The 20,732-nt window shown below is 60.1% G+C and carries 14 protein-coding genes and 1 pseudogene; 10 read left to right on the plus strand and 5 right to left on the minus strand.

The features are described from left to right. Positions 1 to 10: 10 nt before the first annotated feature. The gene (locus tag X741_RS146805; protein WP_023779047.1) at positions 11 to 298 is read right to left on the minus strand and encodes a hypothetical protein; all 288 of its coding nucleotides are present in this window, start codon (positions 296 to 298) and stop codon (positions 11 to 13) included. 1,151 nt (positions 299 to 1,449) lie between these two features. Here X741_RS146805 and X741_RS1000000170490 point away from each other — a divergent pair. From X741_RS1000000170490 to X741_RS146795, 4 genes are all read left to right on the plus strand, one after another. Next, complete coding sequence (locus X741_RS1000000170490; RefSeq protein WP_051410484.1) at positions 1,450 to 4,569, plus strand: glycosyltransferase; 3,120 nt, start codon at positions 1,450 to 1,452, stop codon at positions 4,567 to 4,569. Positions 4,570 to 4,600: 31 nt separating this feature from the next. Continuing rightward, positions 4,601 to 5,506 carry a glycosyltransferase family 2 protein gene (locus X741_RS146800; protein ID WP_023779048.1) on the plus strand — a complete coding sequence of 302 codons (906 nt, stop codon included), beginning with the start codon at positions 4,601 to 4,603 and terminating at the stop codon, positions 5,504 to 5,506. Continuing rightward, positions 5,493 to 7,058, plus strand: a complete 1,566-nt coding sequence (locus X741_RS1000000169935) for a class I SAM-dependent methyltransferase (protein WP_156937920.1) — start codon at positions 5,493 to 5,495, stop codon at positions 7,056 to 7,058. Before X741_RS146800 ends, X741_RS1000000169935 begins: the two co-directional genes overlap by 14 nt. Positions 7,059 to 7,339: 281 nt before the next feature. Then, a complete protein-coding gene (locus X741_RS146795) occupies positions 7,340 to 8,236 on the plus strand; it encodes a hypothetical protein (protein WP_245272751.1) in 897 nt (298 codons plus the stop codon). Positions 8,237 to 8,870: 634 nt separating this feature from the next. Here the strand turns inward: X741_RS146795 and X741_RS146790 are convergent. Further along, positions 8,871 to 10,121 carry an FAD-dependent oxidoreductase gene (locus tag X741_RS146790; RefSeq protein ID WP_084018764.1) on the minus strand — a complete coding sequence of 417 codons (1,251 nt, stop codon included), beginning with the start codon at positions 10,119 to 10,121 and terminating at the stop codon, positions 8,871 to 8,873. A gap of 4 nt (positions 10,122 to 10,125) precedes the next feature. Then, positions 10,126 to 11,514, minus strand: a complete 1,389-nt coding sequence (locus tag X741_RS146785) for a PLP-dependent aminotransferase family protein (protein WP_023779053.1) — start codon at positions 11,512 to 11,514, stop codon at positions 10,126 to 10,128. Between the two features lie 283 nt (positions 11,515 to 11,797). Between X741_RS146785 and X741_RS146780 the strand changes: the two genes are divergently transcribed. The 5 genes and pseudogenes from X741_RS146780 to X741_RS146765 all read left to right on the plus strand — a co-directional run bounded on the left by X741_RS146780 (position 11,798) and on the right by X741_RS146765 (position 18,741). Then, complete coding sequence (locus X741_RS146780; RefSeq protein WP_023779054.1) at positions 11,798 to 12,976, plus strand: ABC transporter ATP-binding protein; 1,179 nt, start codon at positions 11,798 to 11,800, stop codon at positions 12,974 to 12,976. Further along, positions 12,973 to 14,026: pseudogene (locus tag X741_RS01000000167000) on the plus strand (ABC transporter substrate-binding protein). Before X741_RS146780 ends, X741_RS01000000167000 begins: the two are co-directional and overlap by 4 nt. Before the next feature lie 9 nt (positions 14,027 to 14,035). Further along, complete coding sequence (locus tag X741_RS146775; RefSeq protein ID WP_031250248.1) at positions 14,036 to 15,316, plus strand: ABC transporter permease; 1,281 nt, start codon at positions 14,036 to 14,038, stop codon at positions 15,314 to 15,316. A gap of 2 nt (positions 15,317 to 15,318) precedes the next feature. Then, complete coding sequence (locus tag X741_RS146770; protein ID WP_031250249.1) at positions 15,319 to 16,140, plus strand: ABC transporter permease; 822 nt, start codon at positions 15,319 to 15,321, stop codon at positions 16,138 to 16,140. A gap of 423 nt (positions 16,141 to 16,563) precedes the next feature. Further along, positions 16,564 to 18,741, plus strand: a complete 2,178-nt coding sequence (locus X741_RS146765) for an adenylate/guanylate cyclase domain-containing protein (protein ID WP_023779057.1) — start codon at positions 16,564 to 16,566, stop codon at positions 18,739 to 18,741. Between the two features lie 12 nt (positions 18,742 to 18,753). On the opposite strand, the gene X741_RS146760 is transcribed toward X741_RS146765, so the two are convergent. Continuing rightward, positions 18,754 to 19,257 carry a YHS domain-containing (seleno)protein gene (locus X741_RS146760; RefSeq protein WP_156937921.1) on the minus strand — a complete coding sequence of 168 codons (504 nt, stop codon included), beginning with the start codon at positions 19,255 to 19,257 and terminating at the stop codon, positions 18,754 to 18,756. A gap of 12 nt (positions 19,258 to 19,269) precedes the next feature. Further along, complete coding sequence (locus X741_RS146755) at positions 19,270 to 19,860, minus strand: ankyrin repeat domain-containing protein (RefSeq protein ID WP_023779059.1); 591 nt, start codon at positions 19,858 to 19,860, stop codon at positions 19,270 to 19,272. 176 nt (positions 19,861 to 20,036) lie between these two features. Between X741_RS146755 and X741_RS146750 the strand changes: the two genes are divergently transcribed. Then, positions 20,037 to 20,708 (plus strand): GDSL-type esterase/lipase family protein, encoded by a 672-nt coding sequence (locus tag X741_RS146750; protein WP_156937922.1) that lies wholly within the window; start codon positions 20,037 to 20,039, stop codon positions 20,706 to 20,708. The last annotated feature ends 24 nt before the right edge of the window (positions 20,709 to 20,732 follow it).

Raw genomic sequence — 20,732 nt, forward strand, 5'->3', positions numbered from 1 at the left:
ATGGGCGCAGTCATCGTCCAGACGGCCCGACGGCGCCGTCGGGACGTGCAACAGCGGGGCTCTCTACGCGGAGAAAGCCGCAGGCCTGGAAATTCCCGCCATCGTCAAACGTGCCAATCGCAAACGAGCCGGCCGCGGCCGGAACCTTGACGGTGACAGCGACGGCGAGGCTTCGCTTGACGGCCTTGGGAAGAATGACCTGACCGACGATGGCGCTCTTGGCCGTGTCCAGGATAAAATAAGTTACATTTTCGGTCGTGTCGCCGATGGGCAAAACGCCTCTCACGGCGACTTCCATGACCGCAAACCCTGCTATGTAGCTCATCATTGTTCTCCTCGATCGGCGGCCGCTGCGCCGCTGCTTCTCTTGTTTCGTACCCTTAGGTTTCAATCGCCGCGGAGCGCTGCCGCTCGCGGAAACCGGTTGCTGCAGTTGTCGGCGCCGCGCGCATCGGCGCATCAACAAACCGGTGACGGGACAGGGCGACGAGACGAGCGCGAGGCCTGACGGGCTCTCCGTGCGGCTCGATCGAGCCGCAACGCGCTTGTCTTCAGTAGGGTGGGGCCCGCGGACGCCTGGCGATCGACAGGGCAGTGACCCATCAATCGATGGGCAATCCTTGCTGGCGGCCAGATGCGGATAATTGAGGGTTGATCGAAGCGGAGGCCTGCGTCGCGGCCGCATCGTTTCGTATGTGGTATCACACCAACCACAGCCAACTCCCGTCACACATGTCTCGATTTCTCGACGACGACTTGCAGGGAAACGACGATTTGCGAGGAAACATCAGGTTGGAAAAAACGCCGGCCTTGAGTTCAAGACAACAGACATCTTCTCACGCATGACACACTCTCGGTGCGCTCACGCACCAAGTGACTTGCTCCAGATACTCTCCAAGCTTCGCAGATTGCGCGGATCGGCAGGCCCTCTGCCCGGTCCGCGGCTGCCCTCCAATACATTAGACATTAGTAAAGTCTAAAATTAGCAAGTTGTAAATAACCAAGTTAACGATTCGTTAATTTCGGACGGACAAGCAACCCGCTCTGGACGACATCCAGATCGGCGCATAGGCCAAACGAATTGAAAATCCGAGGCTTAAAGGCGCCTCTTTAGTTCGCGTCGAAACCTCGATATCGCGGCGGCGTTGGCGCGCGAGCGATTGAGCCGAAGGGAGCGTCTGTTCACAAACGGCCGTTCCTGCGAGGTGGCGAGACCCTTGCGGCGGCGGACAGCGCTAGCTAACAATGGATGGCGCTGGGTCGCGTCTGCAAAGGAGGGGACGACCTGTCCTTTGCACAGAGGTCGTGCGAATGGCCGAGGCAGGGGGTGCGCATGGGGCATGAAGGTCAGACAAATCCGTGTCGAGAGGGATCGCTGTCCCAGGCGGCACCACGGCACAAATATGACCGCTTCAGCCTACGGTTATCCGGGGAGCGGACAGTCAGCATATGACAAGTGGCAAGCGCCTCTGCCTCAACATGATCGTCAAGAACGAGATGGCGAACCTTCAACGCTGTCTCGGGGCTGTCGCCGACCACATCGACTGCTGGGTCATCGGCGATACCGGCTCGACCGATGGGACACAAGATTTCGTCAAATCATTCTTCGCCGCCCGCAACCTGCCGGGCGAGCTGCACGAATTTCCATTCCATGATTTCGAGCAGGCGCGCAACGCCGCGCTCGATCACGCCTATGCCTCGCCCCTTGCTTACGACTATCTGCTGTTCGACGACGCCGACATGGAGCTGGTGGTCGAGGATACCGATTTCCGCCAGCGGCTTGACGGTCCGGGCTATCGCCTACTGCAGCGGGCGGATTCCGGCCTCGCCTATTGGAACACGCGCCTTGTCCGTCGCGACGCCGGCGCGCGCTACCATGGCGTGACCCACGAATATCTGGACGTGCCCGGCGGCGTGCAGGAATTGCGGAGCGTCTGGTACAAGGATCACGCCAGCGGCTCGAACCGCGTGGACAAGTTCGAGCGTGACGCGAGGCTTTTGCTGGAGGCCCTCGAGAAGGATCCGGAAAATCAGCGCTACTGGTTTTACCTGGCGCAATCCTACCGCGACGCCGGGCGGACGGCGGAGGCCGCGGTGGCCTACGCCAAGCGTGCCGGGATGGGCGGCTGGGACGAGGAGGCGTGGAACGCCCGCCTGCAGGAGGCGCGCTGTCTGCGTAAGCTCGGCGACGAGGCTGGCTTCATAAGCCAGGCGCTTGCCGCCTTCAATCAACGCCCGCAACGTGCCGAGCCGCTCTACGACCTGGCGCGGTTCTACCGTGAGAAGGGGATGAATGACGCCAGCGTGCTGTTTTCGGAAGCGGGGCTGGCGATCAAGCGACCCGAACAGGACATCCTGTTTATCGAGGACCATGTCTACACGACAGGCCTGCTGGAGGAGTTTGCGATCGCGGCAAACTACGCGCACGATCTCGTGCGCAAGGACCGCGGCTTCGCGGCGTGCAATTGGCTGGCGCTGAACCGGACGATCGGCGACGGACAGAGGGAACTGGCGTGGTCGAACCTGTTCTACTACGTGCAGCCCGCCAGGACTGTGATGCCGTCTTTCAGCGCGCGTCCGGTAGGCTTCACGGCGCCAGATGGCTACCGGCCGTCAAACCCGTCGGTGACGAGGTGGGGCAACCAGATCCTGCTCTTGCAGCGGACGGTGAACTACACCTTGGCCGAAGACAACCTCCAATACGACACGCCGGACGGAGTGCCGGTCCATACGCGCAATTTCCTGCTCCGATTAAGCGATGAACTCGCCATCCAGTCCGCAAGCGAGATTTTGCCGCCGGTTGACATGCCGGCACCCGCTTGCGACCGGATTCTCGGATTTGAGGATATGCGCCTGTTCACCTGGCGGGATGCGCTGTGGGGCGTCTCCTGTGTGCGTGAACTGACTGCGGAAGGTTGGTGCGAACAGGTCATCGCGCGCATTGACGAGAGCAGCTCCTGCCGGTTGACCGACTGGCGCGTGCTGCGTCCGGCAGGAATGCGGGTGCATGAAAAGAATTGGATGCCCCAAGTCAAGCCTGCCACGGCCGGGGCCGGCGGAGAGAAGCTGCAATTCATCTACCTATGCGACCCCACCCGGATCCTCGATGACCGCGCTCAGACTATCTTCGAGCAGGCGCCGACGATCTCCGCACCGCAATTCAGCGGAGGCTCCCAGGCGATTGCCTTTAACGGCGGGTGGCTAGCAATCGTCCATGAGGCACGCACCAGACCCGGCGAAGCGCGGAGATATTATCAGCACCGGTTTGTCTGGTTCGACAAGCTGAACAGACTGGCGAAGGTCAGCCAGCCGTTTTTCTTCAACCGGAAGGCTGTCGAATTCGCCGCTGGCCTGGCCTGGCATCCCGACGCAAAGCAACTGCTGATATCCTATGGCGTCAACGACTGCGAGTCGTGGATCGCGACCGTGGAGGAGGCGGAGGTGCGAGGGCTGCTCGAAGAAGTGGAGCGCTATGCCTCCAACGCGCCGGGGCAATCTAGCTCGAAGCTGGCAATTAGAATTCCCTCAGCAATGCGCGAGCGCGCTCAGAAGAATGCTGAATTCACGAACCTCGCTACTATCTCGAAGGGGGCCGCGCTTGTGCAATCAGACTCTTCATGGACACCTCCCGCACCAGCCGCAGGCACGGAGTTAATGATAGCGGGCCTCAAGGATCGCATTCCAGATATGCTCGCGCGGATTCAGCTCAATATCAACTTGTTCCCCGACAACTCGTCGGACGAAAAGCCACTCGTGATGTGGATGCATCACGATGTGAATCAGAATGCCGTTCAGTGGTGCCATAACCCCGCACTTGTCGACCGGGTGACATGTTTTGCGTTCGTATCGCACTGGCAGCGCGAACGGTACCAATCCGAGTTTGGTATTTCACCAAGCAGATGTGTAGTTCTGCACAACGCAACGACAGTCGCACAGCAACGGCGGATTTGGACGAAAGGCGATCCACTGCGGTTCGCATATACCAGCACGCCATTCCGAGGACTTTCCGTACTGCTGGATGCATGGGAACAACTGAGGCTAAACAGGGCAGAGCTTCACATATGGTCGTCGATGAGACTATATCATCACGACGATTCGAAGTATCAGCCGTTATTCGCCCGTGCCCAAGCACTCGAGGGGGTGACCTATCATGGAATTGCCCCCAATCCAGAACTTAAATCTGCTCTTCGTGACGTTCACTTCCTAGCCTACCCCAGCACGTTCGAAGAAACGTCTTGTCTCGCCGTCATCGATGCGATGGCTGCAGGGTGCCGTGTGATAGTACCCGCCCTTGGTGCCTTACCGGAGACGACATCCGGCTTCGCTCACGTATATCCATGGAGCTCCGACGCAGTTGAGCACGCCGCCTTGTTCGCCTCAGCCATGGCCAAAGAGGCCGAAAACCCATGGTTCGATGCTCCAGAAATGTCTCTGACACAGCAGAATTACTGCGAGCTGTTTTTTGATTGGAAGGAGCGTGTCAAAGAGTGGACACGGCTCATCGAACATTTGACTGATCGCGGGCGGAACCATCGCTCGCTGCACAAGGAGACTGAGAGTGCTTCCTGATGCCGATCGCGATGTGCAGTAGGTCTGCTCAATGATTTTCGTCATGATTTCCACTCACAAGTCGCGCGCCTTCACGGGGCCATCCCTCGATTCTTTGCTCAAGAAGACCAATTTTCGATCTGGTGACAAGATTATTATAATAGACAATGATGGGTCTTTGCAGGATCTCTCCGGCTCCATTATTATTCGAAATGAGAGACCGCGAAGTTTCGCTGAGAACGCCAATTTTGCTATCGGAATTTCCAAAATACTTCAAGACGATCTAATTTTAATGAACAATGATATCATATATACAAAAAATTGGCTTGATTTTCTTTTAGCTTCCGAAAATAGCAGAGATAGCATCGTAATCCCTTATTGTAATCAAAATGTACAATATAGAGCAGGCCTGCTAAATCTTAAGATCGCGATGGACTATCAGGACTATGCGGGTCATGAGGAGGATCTCGAAGAAATATCTCGTATTCACCAACGAGAATTGGTCGATGGACCAGACTACGACGCCGGCATATTAATGAGCTTCTTCTGTGTCTACATTCCGTGGAAAGTCTCGACAGCAGTCGGGTATTTTGACGAGCGGTTCGGACGGGGGGGTGGCGAGGACGTTGACTACAGACTTCGCGCACTCAGAGCCGGAGTGGAGGTGTTACATTCACGCCGGTCTTACCTTCTGCATTTCATGGGAAAGTCAACTTGGCGAAGCGGCGAGCCCTTTGAGGAAACGCGGTCTGCCGATGCCACGTATCAACGTCACTTTGTCGAAAAATGGGGCAGACCGGTGGCCGAATTCTTTCTATCTGGTTCGAACAAACAAGAGGTCGCAAATCGGTACGGCCTCATTCCACACCTTCAGCGCCATGATTTCCGCGCTATTTTAGAGCGGCTTGAGGACGCCACTTCGAAAGAACGCGAGAGGGGGACAAATGAGAATTCCTGACCCGGAAAAAACGATTGTATTTTGCACAGCCTTTGTACCGATAGAGGGCGATCAATACTATACGTGGAATATTCGTTATCGTATCTGGGTGGAGGCGGTACGCCGCCTGGGGATTCGGGTTGATCAAATCCTTCTTGTCGATGACGGATCCGACATTCTTCCAGAATGGCCCGACCTTACGATAATAAACGAAGGGGATGACCTGCGTTGTAGTGCACCTTTGGTGCTATACCATTTCAAGCATCGCCTTGGCCGACGGGATATTTCGGATTTTCCGGGTTGGGTCAGGTCTTTCTTCTCCGTTTCGCGTTACGCTGATACAAATAATTTTCAAAAGATCGTTCATCTTGAGGCTGACGCCTTTTTGATCTCAAGCCCAGCCTGTGACTATGTCAACGGGTTTAGGGACGGATGGATAGCACCGTGGTGCAAACGGCATGAAAGACCGGAGAGCGGTATACAGTTAATCGCCGGCTCTGGTCTTGAGACTTATAGGAAATGGTCTGAAAGGCCTGTCGAAAGTTTCGCCAACACGGTAATCGAGACAACCTTGCCCTTCTCCCAAATTGTTTACGAACTGATAGGGGATCGTTACGGCGAATACGAGTCTCGGGTGCCAAGGAGCGCTGATTGGTGCATGCAGGCGTTTCCTTCAAAACTTGTAAGTCTTGAAGAGTATTTTTGGTGGATGCCTTGGTTCACCGCAGTTTTCCCGGAATTGGTTCTAGCCTCGAACTTGAGCGCGACGGAGGTGACCTCAAGACCGCCAAATGTGTTTGCACACACTGGCATTCACTATACGAGATGGCTCAAAGAGGCGGCACAAGCTCTCGAGGCCAAGCTTTATTTTGAGATCGGAAATAATGGGGGTGAGTCAATCAGGGCGATACAGTGTGATGCGGTGTGTGTTCACCCGTTCTTGGAATCCACTAACGTACTGATGCGTCGGAGAAATACGCATTTTTATCAGGGCACGTCAGATGAGTTTTTTTCCGATCTGACGGCTGTTAACCGTGTGGTTCCGGAAGGAATCGATCTGGCATTCTTAGATGGACTTCACCTAGTCGAAGTTTTGTTACGCGATTTTATCAATGCTGAACAATTAGCGAATACGCGATCCATGTTCGTTCTACATGATTGTTTGCCGTTGAATGAGCGAATGGCGCAGAGAAAACGCTACTCCGGGGATGACTCTGAGCCGAAGGAAATTGGCGGCTTTTGGACCGGTGACGTCTGGAAGATAGTGCCTCTGCTTGCGAAGTATCGGCCTGAATTGCATATTTCTTACGTCGACTGCCCGCCCACTGGATTGGTCGTGTGCACCGGTCTCGATCGGGAAAATAGAGTTCTGGTGGAGAATTACGACCGGATCGTTGGAGAATCGGAAGCTCTAACTCTGACTTCTTTCGGCTTAGATAAATTATGGGATCTATTTCCGATGCTTAAAAGCGATCAAGTCTTCAAGACACAGAGTTTATTTGACAAGGCATTTTTTGGCGAAAAGCATGGCCCTGTAGCGCATTCTAATTGGCGTAACCTAATGCGGAGCTAAGTCCTTGCGGGTCCTTCCCCCCATCATGCCGGAGCACCTTTTCTGTACTTCGTAAGCAGAACTGACCGGTCCATGATCGGTAAGGTCTGCGGCACTTGGGAACGCTTAAGAAGCTAAACCCCGATGGGGCTGCAGAGCCCTTGCCAACTGGAGGAATACTTTTTAAAGCTGGTGTCGTTCTGGGTGCCGCCGGGATGCGCTCTTCTTGCTAGCCCTGCTAACTATGTTTAGGCTGGTGTTGCGGCGTTCACATGGGGAATGAAGTGCGGCGACGAGACTTTATGACGATTGCACTCGGCCTCGCGACCACGGGGGCAACCATTGCCACACCGGCGCGTTGGTTTGGCTTAGATAGGAGCCACGCCCCCATGCTGCAGCGAGTTTCATCGACCACCCCTATTACGCTCCTATCCGCTCCCGTTGAGCTCGCCGGTGACTGGGGCCACATGCTGCCACGCTCAATTGATCAGGTCATCGAGCGCATGCGCCATGCCTGCCTGGATGGCGTGCGCCTAGTCTCCGACCGCCAGCCGACGCGGCTGCGCATCGATGAACACACCTCAGAACCGCCGGCGATCTGGCTGCACTTTGACGGCAGCAGCATGGCCTGGATCATTGTCGACATCGGCGAGCGTGATTGGTCGAAGCTCGCCTATCAGTTCGGACACGAGCTCGGCCATGTCATGGCCAACAGCTGGCGGGCCGACGCCAAGCCGGCGGCACCCTGCCAATGGCTCGAGGAAGCGATGGTGGAAGCCTTCTCGCTGCGCGGACTCGGGCGTCTGGCGAAAAGCTGGAAGGAGGCCCCGCCCTTCGCCGGCGACAACGCCTTCGGCGATGCCATTGCCGAGTATCGCGAGAACATCATCCGGGGCTATACCACGCTCGCCGACAGCCAGGGGCTCACCCGCGACGCCGCGGCGTGGTTCGTCGACCATCGCAGCGAGATGGAAGCCACCGCGCTTGTCCCTTACGGACAGGCGATGTCGGTAACCATCCTTGCCGAATACGACCGCGCGCCGCACTACGTCGAGGCGTTGGGCGCGCTCAACCGCTGGCCAGGGCGCACCGGTATTCCCATCGCGGAATATCTCCGGCGATGGGAACAGAGCTGCACGGAATTGGATGCCTCGCCGCAACTGCCACTCCGCTTGCAGGAGTTATTGCGTATTTCGTAACGTTTGCTGCTCGACGCAGCGGCCGAAGGCTGTGACCGGCCTAATTGCCGTTCGTTGCCGCCGATTACCCACGCATCGCTGAAGGATCTTTCGAAGCCGGAAGCGTTGAGCTACGTGTGACAGGTGCCATGAACGAGAACGAGAAAATTGACGAGGAGGCCCAAAATCATTGCCTTCAAAACTCGCAGACTTATCCATTAACGCTCAATTCGATTTCAAATAATTAAGCGTAACATATTGATATATAATATTATGGTTGGCCCGGAGGGTCAACGTTTTCGACAGAAAATCAATACGTTAGCGGCTGGTTCGTCAACGCATATCTCCCGTATTCTCTCGGATGGCCTGGCGAAACAAAGGACCAGGAAGACGACTAGTTTCTATCGGAGCGGTGCCTCAGTTCTATCCGCAAAGAAGGTCAATCAATGCATTTTTACCATAACGCTACGAGCGCGGCCGCATCGGGGCCGTAACCAGATTGGCAGCTTCGGTTGCAAATCTCCGAGAACGGACATCGAGGTTCAGGCGGGTATCGACGTGATCTGATGGTGGACCTTCACGGAAACCTTCGTGGGGGAGTCGAAAGATTGGCCATGGTTCGCCGACATTTCGAAATTCGCCACCGAAATGCAGTTTAGAACCGGTCGGACCTAAAACCGGAGAGCAATGCCCTATTAGTTCCGTGGACCACCTCGGCTACCAGTCGGGCCGTGATTGGTGCGAGCGTCAGGCCCAGATGGCCATGGCCGAAGGCATAGATCACGTCCGGCGACCTGGCGGAAGGTCCGATGACCGGGCGTGAGTCCGGCAGCGACGGTCGGAAGCCCAGCCATTGCGACGATGGCTGGCCGAGATCGGGAAAGAACTGCCGCACACCACGGTCAAGCAGCGCCAGCCGGCGCGGATTGGGGGGCGCCTTGAACCCGCCGAGCTCGACCGTGCCGGCAACGCGCAGCCTGCCTTCCATTGGCGTCATGTAGAAACCGAGATCGACCGGACACACCGGACGGTTGAGCAAAGGTGCCGCCGTCGGAAACTCGAGATGATAGCCGCGCTCGGTGTCCAGCGGGATCCGGTCGCCGGCTTGGGCGGCGAGCGCACGCGAGAGCGCGCCTGCCGCGACTACCACTTTTTGCGCCGTGATCGCGAGGCCCGGCCCGCTCAACCGCACGCCACCGGCTTCCGTTGCGAGGCCGGTCACACTCGCACCCATGAATTGAACACCGCGAGCCGTGGCGGCAGCCGCCAGCCGCGCCATCACCGTCTTGGGGTCGCTGACATTGATCGAATCGGGGAAAAACAGGCCCCGGGCCTCGACCTCCGCAAGCCGCGGCTCCAGCGCGGCCACCTGCTCGGCGGTCAGAACCTGCTGATGGACACCAAGCTCGGCCCGCAAAGCCCGTCCGCCCGCGGAGGCGGCAAAATCGCTCTCGCGGCGATAGACATAGAGGCAGCCGTTGCGGCGCATCAGATCCTGAAGGCCGGCCTCCTGCACCATTTCCCCCCAGGCCGGCAGGGCTTCGGTCAGCAGGCCTGCGAGCGCCAGCGCGTTGGCACGGGTGGCCGCCGGGAGCGATTGCCGGACAAAGCGAACCAGCCATGGCGCGAGCTGGAAAAGTGCTGCCCAGCGCAGCGAAAAAGGGCTGTCGGGATCAAGCAGCAGCTTCGGCAGCGCGCGCAGCACGCCGGGATTTCCGACCGGCATGCAGGCATATTCGGCGATCGTCCCGGCATTACCGAACGAAGCGCCCGAGCCCGGCTCGTTTGGATCGATGAGCAGGACCTCGCGGCCCTCGCCGGCCAGGCGCAAGGCGCTCGCCAGGCCGACGACGCCGGCGCCGATGATGGCGATCTCGACTGTTTTCGGCACAGTTGTGGAGGTCATGACCTTAGACGAAGCCCGGCAATTGCAGGTGACCAGCGGCAAGCAGCTCGGCCATCGTGGTGAGCGCCGAGCGCAGATCCTCTTGCGAGCGCGCCGCGCCGACATTGATGCGTACGCCGTGCTGCACCGGCTCGCGGCCGACCGCGAAGGCGTCGCCCGGCAGCACGGCCACGCCTCGCTCCAGGCAGGTGCGGGCAAAGCCGGCGCCGCGCCACGGCTCCGGCAGGCGCAGCCAGGCATGTGTCGACGTCGGATGGCTCTGGATGTCGAAGCGGCCGAGGATTTCGGAGAGGATCGCCTGGCGCTGGCGCAATTCCTGCTTCTGGATGTCGATGATGCGCGCCGCCGCCCGTTCCTCGATCAGCCTGGCGCCGATCAGCGCCGTCAGCGGACTGATGCTCCAGCAATTGATGCGCAGCGCCGCCGCGACCTGGCCGGCGATCGGGCGCGGGGCGATGACGAAGCCAAGGCGCAGGCCCGGCGCCAGGCATTTCGACAGCGCGCCGAGATGGATCGTCAGTTCAGGCTCGAGGCTGGCGAACGACGGAGGCGGATCGTCGGCCAGCGGCCGGTAGACGTCGTCTTCGATGATCAACACGTTGTGGCGGCGGGCGACCGCTGCCAATTCATGCCGGCGCTCCTCGCTCAGTGTGATCGTCGTCGGATTGTGCAGCGTTGGCACCAGGAAAACGGCACGGGGGCGAAGCTGCGCGCAAGCGGCCTCGAAGGCGTCCGGACGCATGCCGCCGCGATCCATCGCGACGCCGCGCAAGTCGAGCCCATGAACGCGGCACAGCGCGTTGATGCCCTGATAGGTCACCTCGTCGGCAAGTATCACCTCACCTTGCCTGGTGACGGCGCCTAGAACGCAGTCGAGACCATGCTGGGCGCCGGCGGCGAGCACGACGCGGCCCGGGTCGCCATCGCCGGCCACCGCTTTGAACCAATCGGCGACCGCCACGCGTCCCCAGAGCGGTCCTTCCGGCGGATGATAATCCTGCAGCGAGGCGTAGTGGCGATCCTTGGAGAGGCGCGGCATCAGCGCCGCGACGGCATCGAGATAGGCCGTCGTGGCCGGCCGGTTGACGGAAAGATCGATGATGCCGCTCTGGTCGCTCGGCGCGGACACGAAACCCGGCCGCTCGACGGCGTCACGGGCGGCAACCGTCGTGCCGCGTCCGGGGCGCGCCTCGATCAGGCCTTGCTCCTGCAAGGTGGACAGCGCCCGCGTCACGGTCGTGACGTTGATGCCAAGGGCGCGGGCGATCTCGCGCTGCGGCGGCAGCCGGTCGCCGACCGCCAGCGTGCCAGCGGCAATGCGTTCGGCGATCGCGTCGGCAAGACGGCGATAGACCGGACTTTCATCCTCGGCGAGGCGAAGGTTTTCGAGCATGGGGGATTCGAACTGGCTGACGTCTCTCTTGTCGGGCATCTAGCATAAGACAACGATCCGTACAATAGATCTTGTCTGGTAGGAATTCCGATAAAAATTATCACACAATCATGCAAAAACTACCTTGACGGACAAAGTTGTCCGCATCTATGGTCGATTTCAGCATAATTGTGTGACCATACAAGTCGGGTGACCTGCCGGGAGGCAAAGTCGACCCGGGAGGACGAAGCATGGATCGCAAGCCGCAGCTCGAATCGGTCGACCGCAACCAGGATTGTGGGCAATGACTGTCGGCCAGGCCATCACGCAGGCTGGCGGGGTCACGACTGCCCGCGCCGCGCAAGCGGCCGCGAGCCAAGGTTTCGTCGAGTTCGCCGACGTCGAGAAATCCTATGACGGGCGCAGCTTCGCGGTGACGCGGATGAACCTTGCCGTCGCGCGCGGCGAATTCCTGACGCTGCTCGGCCCCTCCGGCTCGGGCAAGACGACGACGCTCAACATGCTCGCCGGCTTCGAGCGGCCGACGCATGGCACGATCACCCTCGAAGGGCAGCCGGTCGACCGTCTGCCCCCTTACCAGCGCAACATCGGCATGGTCTTTCAGAATTATGCGCTGTTCCCGCATATGACGGTCGAGGAGAATGTCGGTTTTCCGCTCTCTGTTCGTCAGGTGAGCAAGGCCGGCATCGCGGCCCGCGTCGGCCGCGCGCTCGACATGGTGCGGCTCAAGCAATTCGGCGACCGCCGCCCGGCCCAGCTTTCCGGCGGCCAGCAGCAGCGCGTGGCGCTGGCACGCGCGCTGGTGTTCCAGCCGAGCCTAGTGCTGATGGACGAGCCGCTCGGCGCGCTCGACAAGAAACTGCGCGAGCACATGCAGCTCGAGATCAAGCAGATCCATACGATGCTCGGCGTCACCATCGTCTACGTCACGCACGATCAGAGCGAGGCGCTGACGATGTCGGACCGCGTCGCGGTCTTCAACCAGGGCGGCATCGCGCAGCTCGGCTCCCCAGACGATCTCTACAACACCCCGCAAAGCTCATTCGTGGCGAGCTTCATCGGCGAGAACAACACGCTGGAAGGCGTGGTCGACCGTGTCTCGGGTGAGCAATGCCGCGTCCGGCTGGACGGCGGCGGCGAGATCACCGCGCTGGCGGTCGGCGTGACGCAAGGCAGCATGTGCCATGTCGCCGTCCGGCCCGAGCGGCTTAGCCTATCTGCGGCCGCCAATGGCGGCAATGCGCTATCGGCGACCGTCGATGGACGCATCTATCTCGGCGACCATCTGCGCCTTCTGGCCCGGCTCGCCAACGACCAGGTGCTGACCGTCAAGGTCGGCCCCGAAGCGACGATGGCAAACGGCGAGACCGTGACGGTCTCCTGCGCGCCCAACGATTGCCGTGCCTTTCCGGCCGATGCCGGAACGGGCGGCGCCATTCCAAAACAGGGGAAAACGAAATGACACAGATCAGAACACGCCTACTTGCGCTCGCGGCCGTCACGGCCTGCGTGACCATCGCCGGCGCCGCCTTCGCCGACGAGCTGTCGATCATGGCGAGCGGCGGCGCCTGGCAGGACGCACAGCGCAAAGCCTGGTTCGAGCCGTTCGCGAAGGAATCCGGCGCCAAGATCCTGGAGCAGGAGTATCTGGGCGATCTCGGCAAGGTCAAAGCCATGGTGGAGACCGGCAATGTGCCGATCGACCTGGTGACGGTCGAGACCGCCACCGTGCTGCAAGGTTGCGACGCCGGCATCCTTGAGCGGCTCGACTATTCCAAGATCGGGCCGCGCGACAAGTTCATCGAGGGCTCGGCGCTCGATTGCGGTGTCGGTCTCGACGCTTACGGCGACATCCTCGCCTATGACCCGACGGTGCTCAAGGAAGCACCGACTTCGGTGCTCGACCTCTTCGACACAACGAAATTCCCCGGCAAGCGCGCCATGCGCAAGTTCCCCGCGCAGAACCTCGAATGGGCGTTGATGGCCGACGGCGTGGCGCCGGCCGATGTCTACAAGGTGCTGGCGACGCCGGAAGGAGTCGACCGTGCTTTCAAGAAGCTCGACACGATCAAGAAGGACATCGTCTGGTGGGATGCCGGCGCGCAGCCGGCGCAGCCTTCTGGCGTCCAAGGAAGTGGTGATGACCACCGCCTGGAACGGCCGCATTCAGAACGCCATCGACACCGATGGCAAGCCTTTCAAGATCGTCTGGAATAACCAGATCCTCGAATACGACATGATCGCCATCCCGAAGGGCGCGCGCAATCCGGAACTCGCCTACAGATATCTCGCCTATATCAGCAAGCCGGAGAACAACGCCAAGCTCGCCAGCTATATCACCTACGGGCCGGTGCGCACCGACGCGGCGTCCTTCGTCGCGCCCGACGCGCTGCCGAAGCTGCCCAACGCTCCCGATCATCTCGCCGGCGCTTATCTGGTCGCCGACACCGAGTTCTGGGGCGACTATGGCGAGGATCTCGTCAAGCGCTTCAACGCCTGGCTTGCTCAGTAGGAAGGCGAAATGTCGGCGCTTCAGCCCAGCAAACTCGACCGGCCGACGCTGGCCCGCGACCGGTCAGCCGCCGATACGGATATCAAATCCGTGTCGGCGGCGCTGCGGCGCGCCGAATTCGGCGATCGGATGCGCTCGCTGCTTCTGGCTGCGCCGCTGCTCGTCCTTCTGGCGCTGAGCTTCGGCATCCCGATCGTGCTGCTTTTGTCGCGCGCCGTCTATGATCCGACCATCGCAGATGCTTTGCCCAAGACGACCGCGGCCCTGGCCGGCTGGAACGGCCAGGGCCTTCCCGGCGACGACGCGTTGTCCGCTCTGGCGGCGGACCTCAAGGACGATCAGGCCAAAGGCACGGCCTATGAGCTGGCAAAAAGCCTCAACGCCCGCCTGCCGGGCGCGCGCAGCCAGGTGCTGAAGACGGTGCGCAAGCTTGAAAGCGCTGACGGTCAGGCCGCGCTCGACGCAATGAAATCGGTGCCCTTCTGGTCGGCGCCGTCGACCTGGCCGACGATCCAGAGCGGTACCCGCAGCCTTACTTCGTTTTATCTGCTCAGCGCGCTCGACCTGCGCTGGAACGCCGATGGCGGCATCGAACGGGTGCCGCCGGAGCAGGCGATCTTCATCCAGGTGTTCCTGCGCACCTTCTTCGTCGCGGCAGCGGTGACGCTGGCAACACTGATCCTCGGATTCCCGCTCGCTTATCTCATCGCCAACGCGCCGAAGGGGCTGGCCGCTATCCTGATCGTCGCGGTGCTCCTGCCGTTCTGGACCTCGATCCTGGTGCGCACGGCCGCCTGGACGGTGCTGCTGCAGAAATTCGGACTGGTCAACGACTTCCTGCTGTTTGTCGGCATCGCCGGCGACCGGCTCGATCTGATGTACAGCCGCATCGGCCTGATCATCGCGATGACCCATATCCAGCTGCCGTTCACGCTGCTGCCGATCTACAGCGTCATGCGCACCATCCCGCCGTCGCAGATGAAGGCTGCCTATTCGCTGGGTGCCAGGCCGTTCACCGCATTCCGCCGTATCTACATTCCGCAGGTGTTCCCGGGTGTGATGGCCGGTTGCATGCTCACCTTCATCCTGTGCCTCGGCTATTACATAACGCCGGCGCTGATCGGCGGGGCAAGCGATCAGCTCATCAGCAATTTCATCGCCAACTACGTCAATGTGGAACTGAACTGGGAGATGGCGGCGGCGCTATCCTTCATCCTGCTCGTCTTCACGCTGGCGCTGTTCGGCATCTTTGCCCGCGTCCTCGGCCTCGATCGCCTGAAGCTGGTGTAGCCATGCTGCTTTCTCCTTACCCAACCACCGGCGAACGCATCCGCATCACGCTGCTGTGGATATGGTGCGGGCTGGTCATCCTGTTCCTGCTTGTGCCGATCCTCATCCCGGTGCCGCTCTCCTTCAACAGCGGTGCTTTCTTCATCTTTCCGCTCGAGGGGATATCGACGCGCTGGTACGAGGTGGTGCTCGGCACGCAGCGCTGGCAGTCGGCGATCGGCAACAGCCTGATCGTCGCCCTCGGGACCACGGTGATTGCGACGACGCTCGGCACACTGACGGCGATTGCGCTTTCCGACGAGAAATTCCCGGGGCGTCGCATCATCATGTCGCTGCTGTTGTCGCCGCTGATCGTGCCGGTGGTGATCACGGCCGTAGGCTCGTATCTGTTCTACGCCCGCGTCGGGCTCGCCAGCACCTATGCCGGCATCATCCTGGCGCATACCGCTCTGGCCAGCCCCTTCGTGGTGGTGACGGTGGGTGCCAGCCTCACCGGCTTCGACCGCAACCTGATGCGCGCCGCGTCGATTTCCGGCGCCAAGCCGCTGACGTCGTTCTTCCGCGTCATGCTGCCGCTGATACTACCCGGCGTGCTTTCGGGCGCTGCTTTCGCCTTCGTCACTTCCTTCGACGAAGTGGTCGTCGTGCAGTTCCTGGCCAGCGCCAGCCAGCGCACCATGCCGCTCGAGATGTTCATCGGGTTGCGGGAAAAATTGAGCCCGGCAATCACCGCCGCGGCAACCCTGATGATGGCGCTGTCCATCCTGCTTTTGCTGGTCGCCAACATTCTGGCGCGGCGTGGCGGAAAGGCACCGAGCCGCTGAAGGATAGTCGCTGTCGCGATCCGTCGATCGGCAAGAGATTTCTTCAGCACCAATATCCGACCAGCGCTACCACGCCCGCCAGCACCGGTCAGCTTTCAGGAAACAGCAAAGCTGATCAGTGCGGCCGAGATAGGCGCGTGCTGACTGGCAGTTTGGGGGGCCGAGTGCAGTAGGTCCGCTTGTGGCGGGGAAGAACGATAGCGGACCTCAATTTTCCAAGGTCCGATGTCGTGACTTGACCATGCCAGCCATGCGGCAGCATCCGTTTTTCGCTCACAAGCTGTCCCATCTGTGCAACGGCCGCAAAAACGACGTGGTCGCATTGACCGTTACCCCAAGGATGCCGAGCATGCTCGCAATCAAAGTAGTACTAGATTACGCTCGTCGGCGAAGCTTTGACCCAGGGAGGCAGGACACCAGCACATGGAGCGACGGCTCACTGCAATCCTTGCTGCCGACGTGGTCGGATACAGCACGCTCATGGGCGAGGACGAGGTCGGCACGCTCGAGCGGTTGAAAAGTTACCGTCGCGAATTGATCGACCCTGCGATCAGGGAATTCCGCGGCCGCATGGTCAAACTCATGGGCGACGGGGCGCTGGTCGAATTCGCGAGTGTCGTCGATGCCGTCCAGTGCGCTGCTGCGATTCAGCGCCGGATGGCCGTCCGAGACCAAGGTACCTCCGACCCCCACCGCATCCGGTTTCGCATCGGCGTCAATCTTGGCGATGTCATCGTCGAGGAAAACGACATCTACGGCGATGGCGTGAACATTGCCGCGCGGCTGGAGGCAATGGCGGAGCCCGGAGGTATCTGCATCTCGGGCACGGCGTTCGACCACGCGGTGCACAAGGTGGATGTTGGCTTTGCCAGTCTTGGCGAGCAGCGCCTCAAGAATATTGCTGATCCGGTTCGCGCTTATCGACTGCTGCTGGATCCCGCAGCTTCGGGCAAAGTGGTGGCTGCGCCACACCGGCCGGGCCTGCGTGTCATGATACTGGCAAGTGTCGCAGTCCTGGCAGTTGCCGTGCTTGCAGGCATTTTTGCGTGGCAGAAGTTCTCTGTGCCATCGCGGCCATCGGTCGCCGTTCTGCCGTTTGCAAACCTCGACGGCGATCCAGGCCAGGACTATTTCGCTGACGGCATCACCGAAGATCTGATCACCGACCTCACCAAGCTTTCCGGTCTGGACGTCATCGCGCGCAATTCAGTGTTTGCCTACAAGGACAAGCCTGCAGCGCTGGCGGACGTCGCGCGCAACCTTGGTGTCCGCTTCGTCGTCGAGGGAAGCGTCCGCCGCACCGGCGAGCAGATCCGCCTCAATGCCCAGCTCATCGATACGGCAACGGGCGACAATCTGTGGGCCAACCGGTTCGACCGTGGCATGGCCGGCGTGTTTGCTGTCCAGGAAGAGATGAGCGGGGAGATCGCCAAAGCGCTCGGCATCCGGGCTTCGGCAGCGGAGAGCGAACGCATGGCACGGCCGCCGACCGAAAACCTTGAAGCCTACGACTTCTACCTTCGGGCCGAGCAGACAGCACGGACCGGCCGGCGCAACGGGCTGCGGGAGGCGCTCACGCTTTACGATAAGGTGGAGGAGCTCGACCCGACTTTTGCCGAAGCCTTCGCGGCGGATGCAAGCACGACAGTCTATATCTGGCGCGAATCGTTCGACGACATCATGCAGAGCGCGCCGGCGCGCAAGCGCGCCTATGAAAAGGCTAGCCGTGCGCTGCAACTGGACCCGGACCTTTCGTCGCCTTATGCGATTCTTGGTATCATGCAAGTCGTGGATCGCCGCTACGAGGAAGCCATCGCTTCGGCCGAGCGAGCCACCGCTCTCGGCCCCGGCGATGCGGAGACGCAAATAGCTCTGGGATATGTGCAACTGTTCGCCGGGAATCATGCCGAGGCAGCCGCAGCGGTCGAGACAGCGCTCAGGCTCGATCCCAACCTTTCACCCATCAACCGGCAAATTGCCGGTCTGGTCTTTCTCATTCAAGGTAGTAACGACAAGGCGATCGAGGCGCTCGAACGCACCCGCGCCGACGCGCCGTCAGTCGGAGATTTCACGATGACGCTTGGTGCCGCCTACGCCCGCGCCGGCCGCCTGCAGGATGCGAGGGCAGCGGTCGCCGAGGGAATGGGTGCCATGTCGACACCGGGATCTGATTCATTGTCCGCATACCGGCTCAACGGTGCCCAGTATCGTAACCCGCAGGATTTGGCTCTCATCATCGACGCGTTACAGCAGGCGGGCTTGCCCGAATGGCCGTTCGGCTTCACCGGCGACGAGCACAACCGCTTGAAGGGCGAGGAGATAGCCTCGCTGGTGCTGGGTCATACGCTGCAGGGCCAGCTTGAACCCGGTCTCCAGCCAGCCTTCCTCCAGATCGGGGGCGACGGCAAGGCAGCCTTCCGTTCCACGACGCGGCTGGTCACCGAGACCATCCGTCTCGATGGCGACCTTTTGTGCGAGCTGAGCGAGAATATGTTCGGGCGCCCCGACTGCGGACCTGTCTACAAACGCCACGACGATGCCGGCAACGGCTATTCCTTTGTCAATTCAAGCAAAGTGTTTCACTTCACCGTCGTCCAGTAGGCGGGCGGGGTCTCAGTGATAATGATCGAGCTTCAGGTTGGCCGCGACCTTTGGCCAGTTGGTATCGGCTTTCGGTATTTCTTCATCTGCATGCGCGGCGAAACTGTCCGCATTGCCGACGTCGTAGATCAGGTAGAGTTTGCCGTCGATAATCTTGAATGCTTCCGGATCGACATTAATCGTGACCCCTCCGCCCACGACTTCGCCAGCACAGTAGCCGCCATATTGAGGAGCGTACTTGACCGGTTCACTCATGAACATTTCCCGGTGTTTCTTGCTGGCGAAATGCCAGGGTGTCCCCAGCCAGTCATAAGTGAATTCTTCGGAACCCTTCACGGCCTTGCCGTCAGTGAAGTAAGCGACCGTGTCGTAGCCCATGATCGCCACACCGCCAAAATAGCCGGTGTTTACCGAGCCGTCGGCCAAGGCCGATCCCGCGCCGGCGAACACAGCTACCGCGACTAGGGCAGCCGCTCCCAAATTTCGAACCGGTCGTGACTTAATCATCGTGCTCATCTGCATCCTCCGTTAATCGTGGATCTCGGCGCACTTCGCCGCGTTCGCCTCGCCAAGGATTTTGGCTTGGCAGATGGCTCCATGGCGCTTGAACAGTCGTATGATATCCGTGTTGCCCTTCCAGAATGCGCGCGTTGTCGGCATGTAGCCATGTCCCTCGGGATGGTTCACATCGGCACCTTTCGCAATAAGGAATTCGGCCAGTTCAATGTGGTTTTCCTCGCCGGCCACCAACAGCGGCGTAGCACCCGCCTTGTTGGCGGTATCGTCGAGCACCGCGCCTTTTTCCAAGAGCAGCTTGGCGATCGGCAGGCTGCCCGAGAAGGCCGCCGCATGAAGCGGGGTGAAGCCGCCCGAGTTCCGCGCCATGACATCGGCACCCTTGCTCAGCAGGAATTTGGCGATTTCCGCCTGGTTGTCGAGCGCCGCAGCGATAAGGAGGGTTGCCTGGTCGCGCGCCCGACTGTCGACGTCGGCGCCGCCTGCCAATGCTTGCTCTACGGCAGCCTTGTCGCCGGCAGCGATGGAATCGAACAACAGTTCACCTGCGGCTACCCTTGTAGCCACCAATACCAGCATCATATGTGCCAGCAGTCCGCGCATCACTCAAGGTAGCATATTAGCTTGGAGTCATACAAGCTGCGTTGGGCTCAGGTAGTGTCTCAGTTTGAAATTTGCCAACGGCATATGAGAATGTGCTGTTATGTTCCATCGCGGCTCTGAGGCTTTGGGCCAGGATAATCCCGAATGGCGCCGCTGGGAGGTAGACCATCACAAATGTGCGTGACGTTTCGTTTCTGGCCCTTGCCGCACTTTCAGCAATGTTGGGGTTAGCAGGCAACGTGGATGCCGAGGATGCACCTCCGGCAATCGTTACCCTCGGCGACAGCTACATCAACAGCTATGGAGTACTTGCAGCCACTGAGACCTTTGCGGCCAGGCTAAAGTCTGGGCTGACCGCTGCCGGGCACCCGGTGACGATTTTCGAGGTGGGGTACAGAGATACCAGCGAACGGGGTCTCGCTTGGCTAGCGGAATCCAAGGATGGCCTTGGCCTGCAGGCGAACCCTGCAAACCACGTTGTCATCATTCAATTGGGTCAGAACGATTGCGCTCGTATCGACCTGAAGGACACGCAAGCGAACCTCGACCAGATTCTGAGTATCCTCGCCCAGAAGCGCGTTCCAGTGCTTGTGGTTGGAACCGCGGCCTATGACTATTGCTCGTCTAGGCTCGGGGCTGACTATGCCGAGCTGTTTTCAAAGATGTTCTCGGAGCTGGCGACCAAACATGGAGACTTGCTCTACGCCGACTTCAAGACTGGCGTGACTGGGCATCCGGAGTTGCTGCAAGCGGACAAGGACCACCCAAACGCGGCAGGTGATGCGATCATCGCCAGAAACATGCTCCCCATGGTTGAGGCGCTGCTCGCGCAAGTGCAACCGCGTTGAACACGCGCTCAGCGCCAAATTCAA

Source organism: Mesorhizobium sp. LNHC221B00 (assembly GCF_000502935.1).
In the GTDB taxonomy this organism is placed as follows: Bacteria; Pseudomonadota; Alphaproteobacteria; order Rhizobiales; family Rhizobiaceae; genus Mesorhizobium; species Mesorhizobium opportunistum.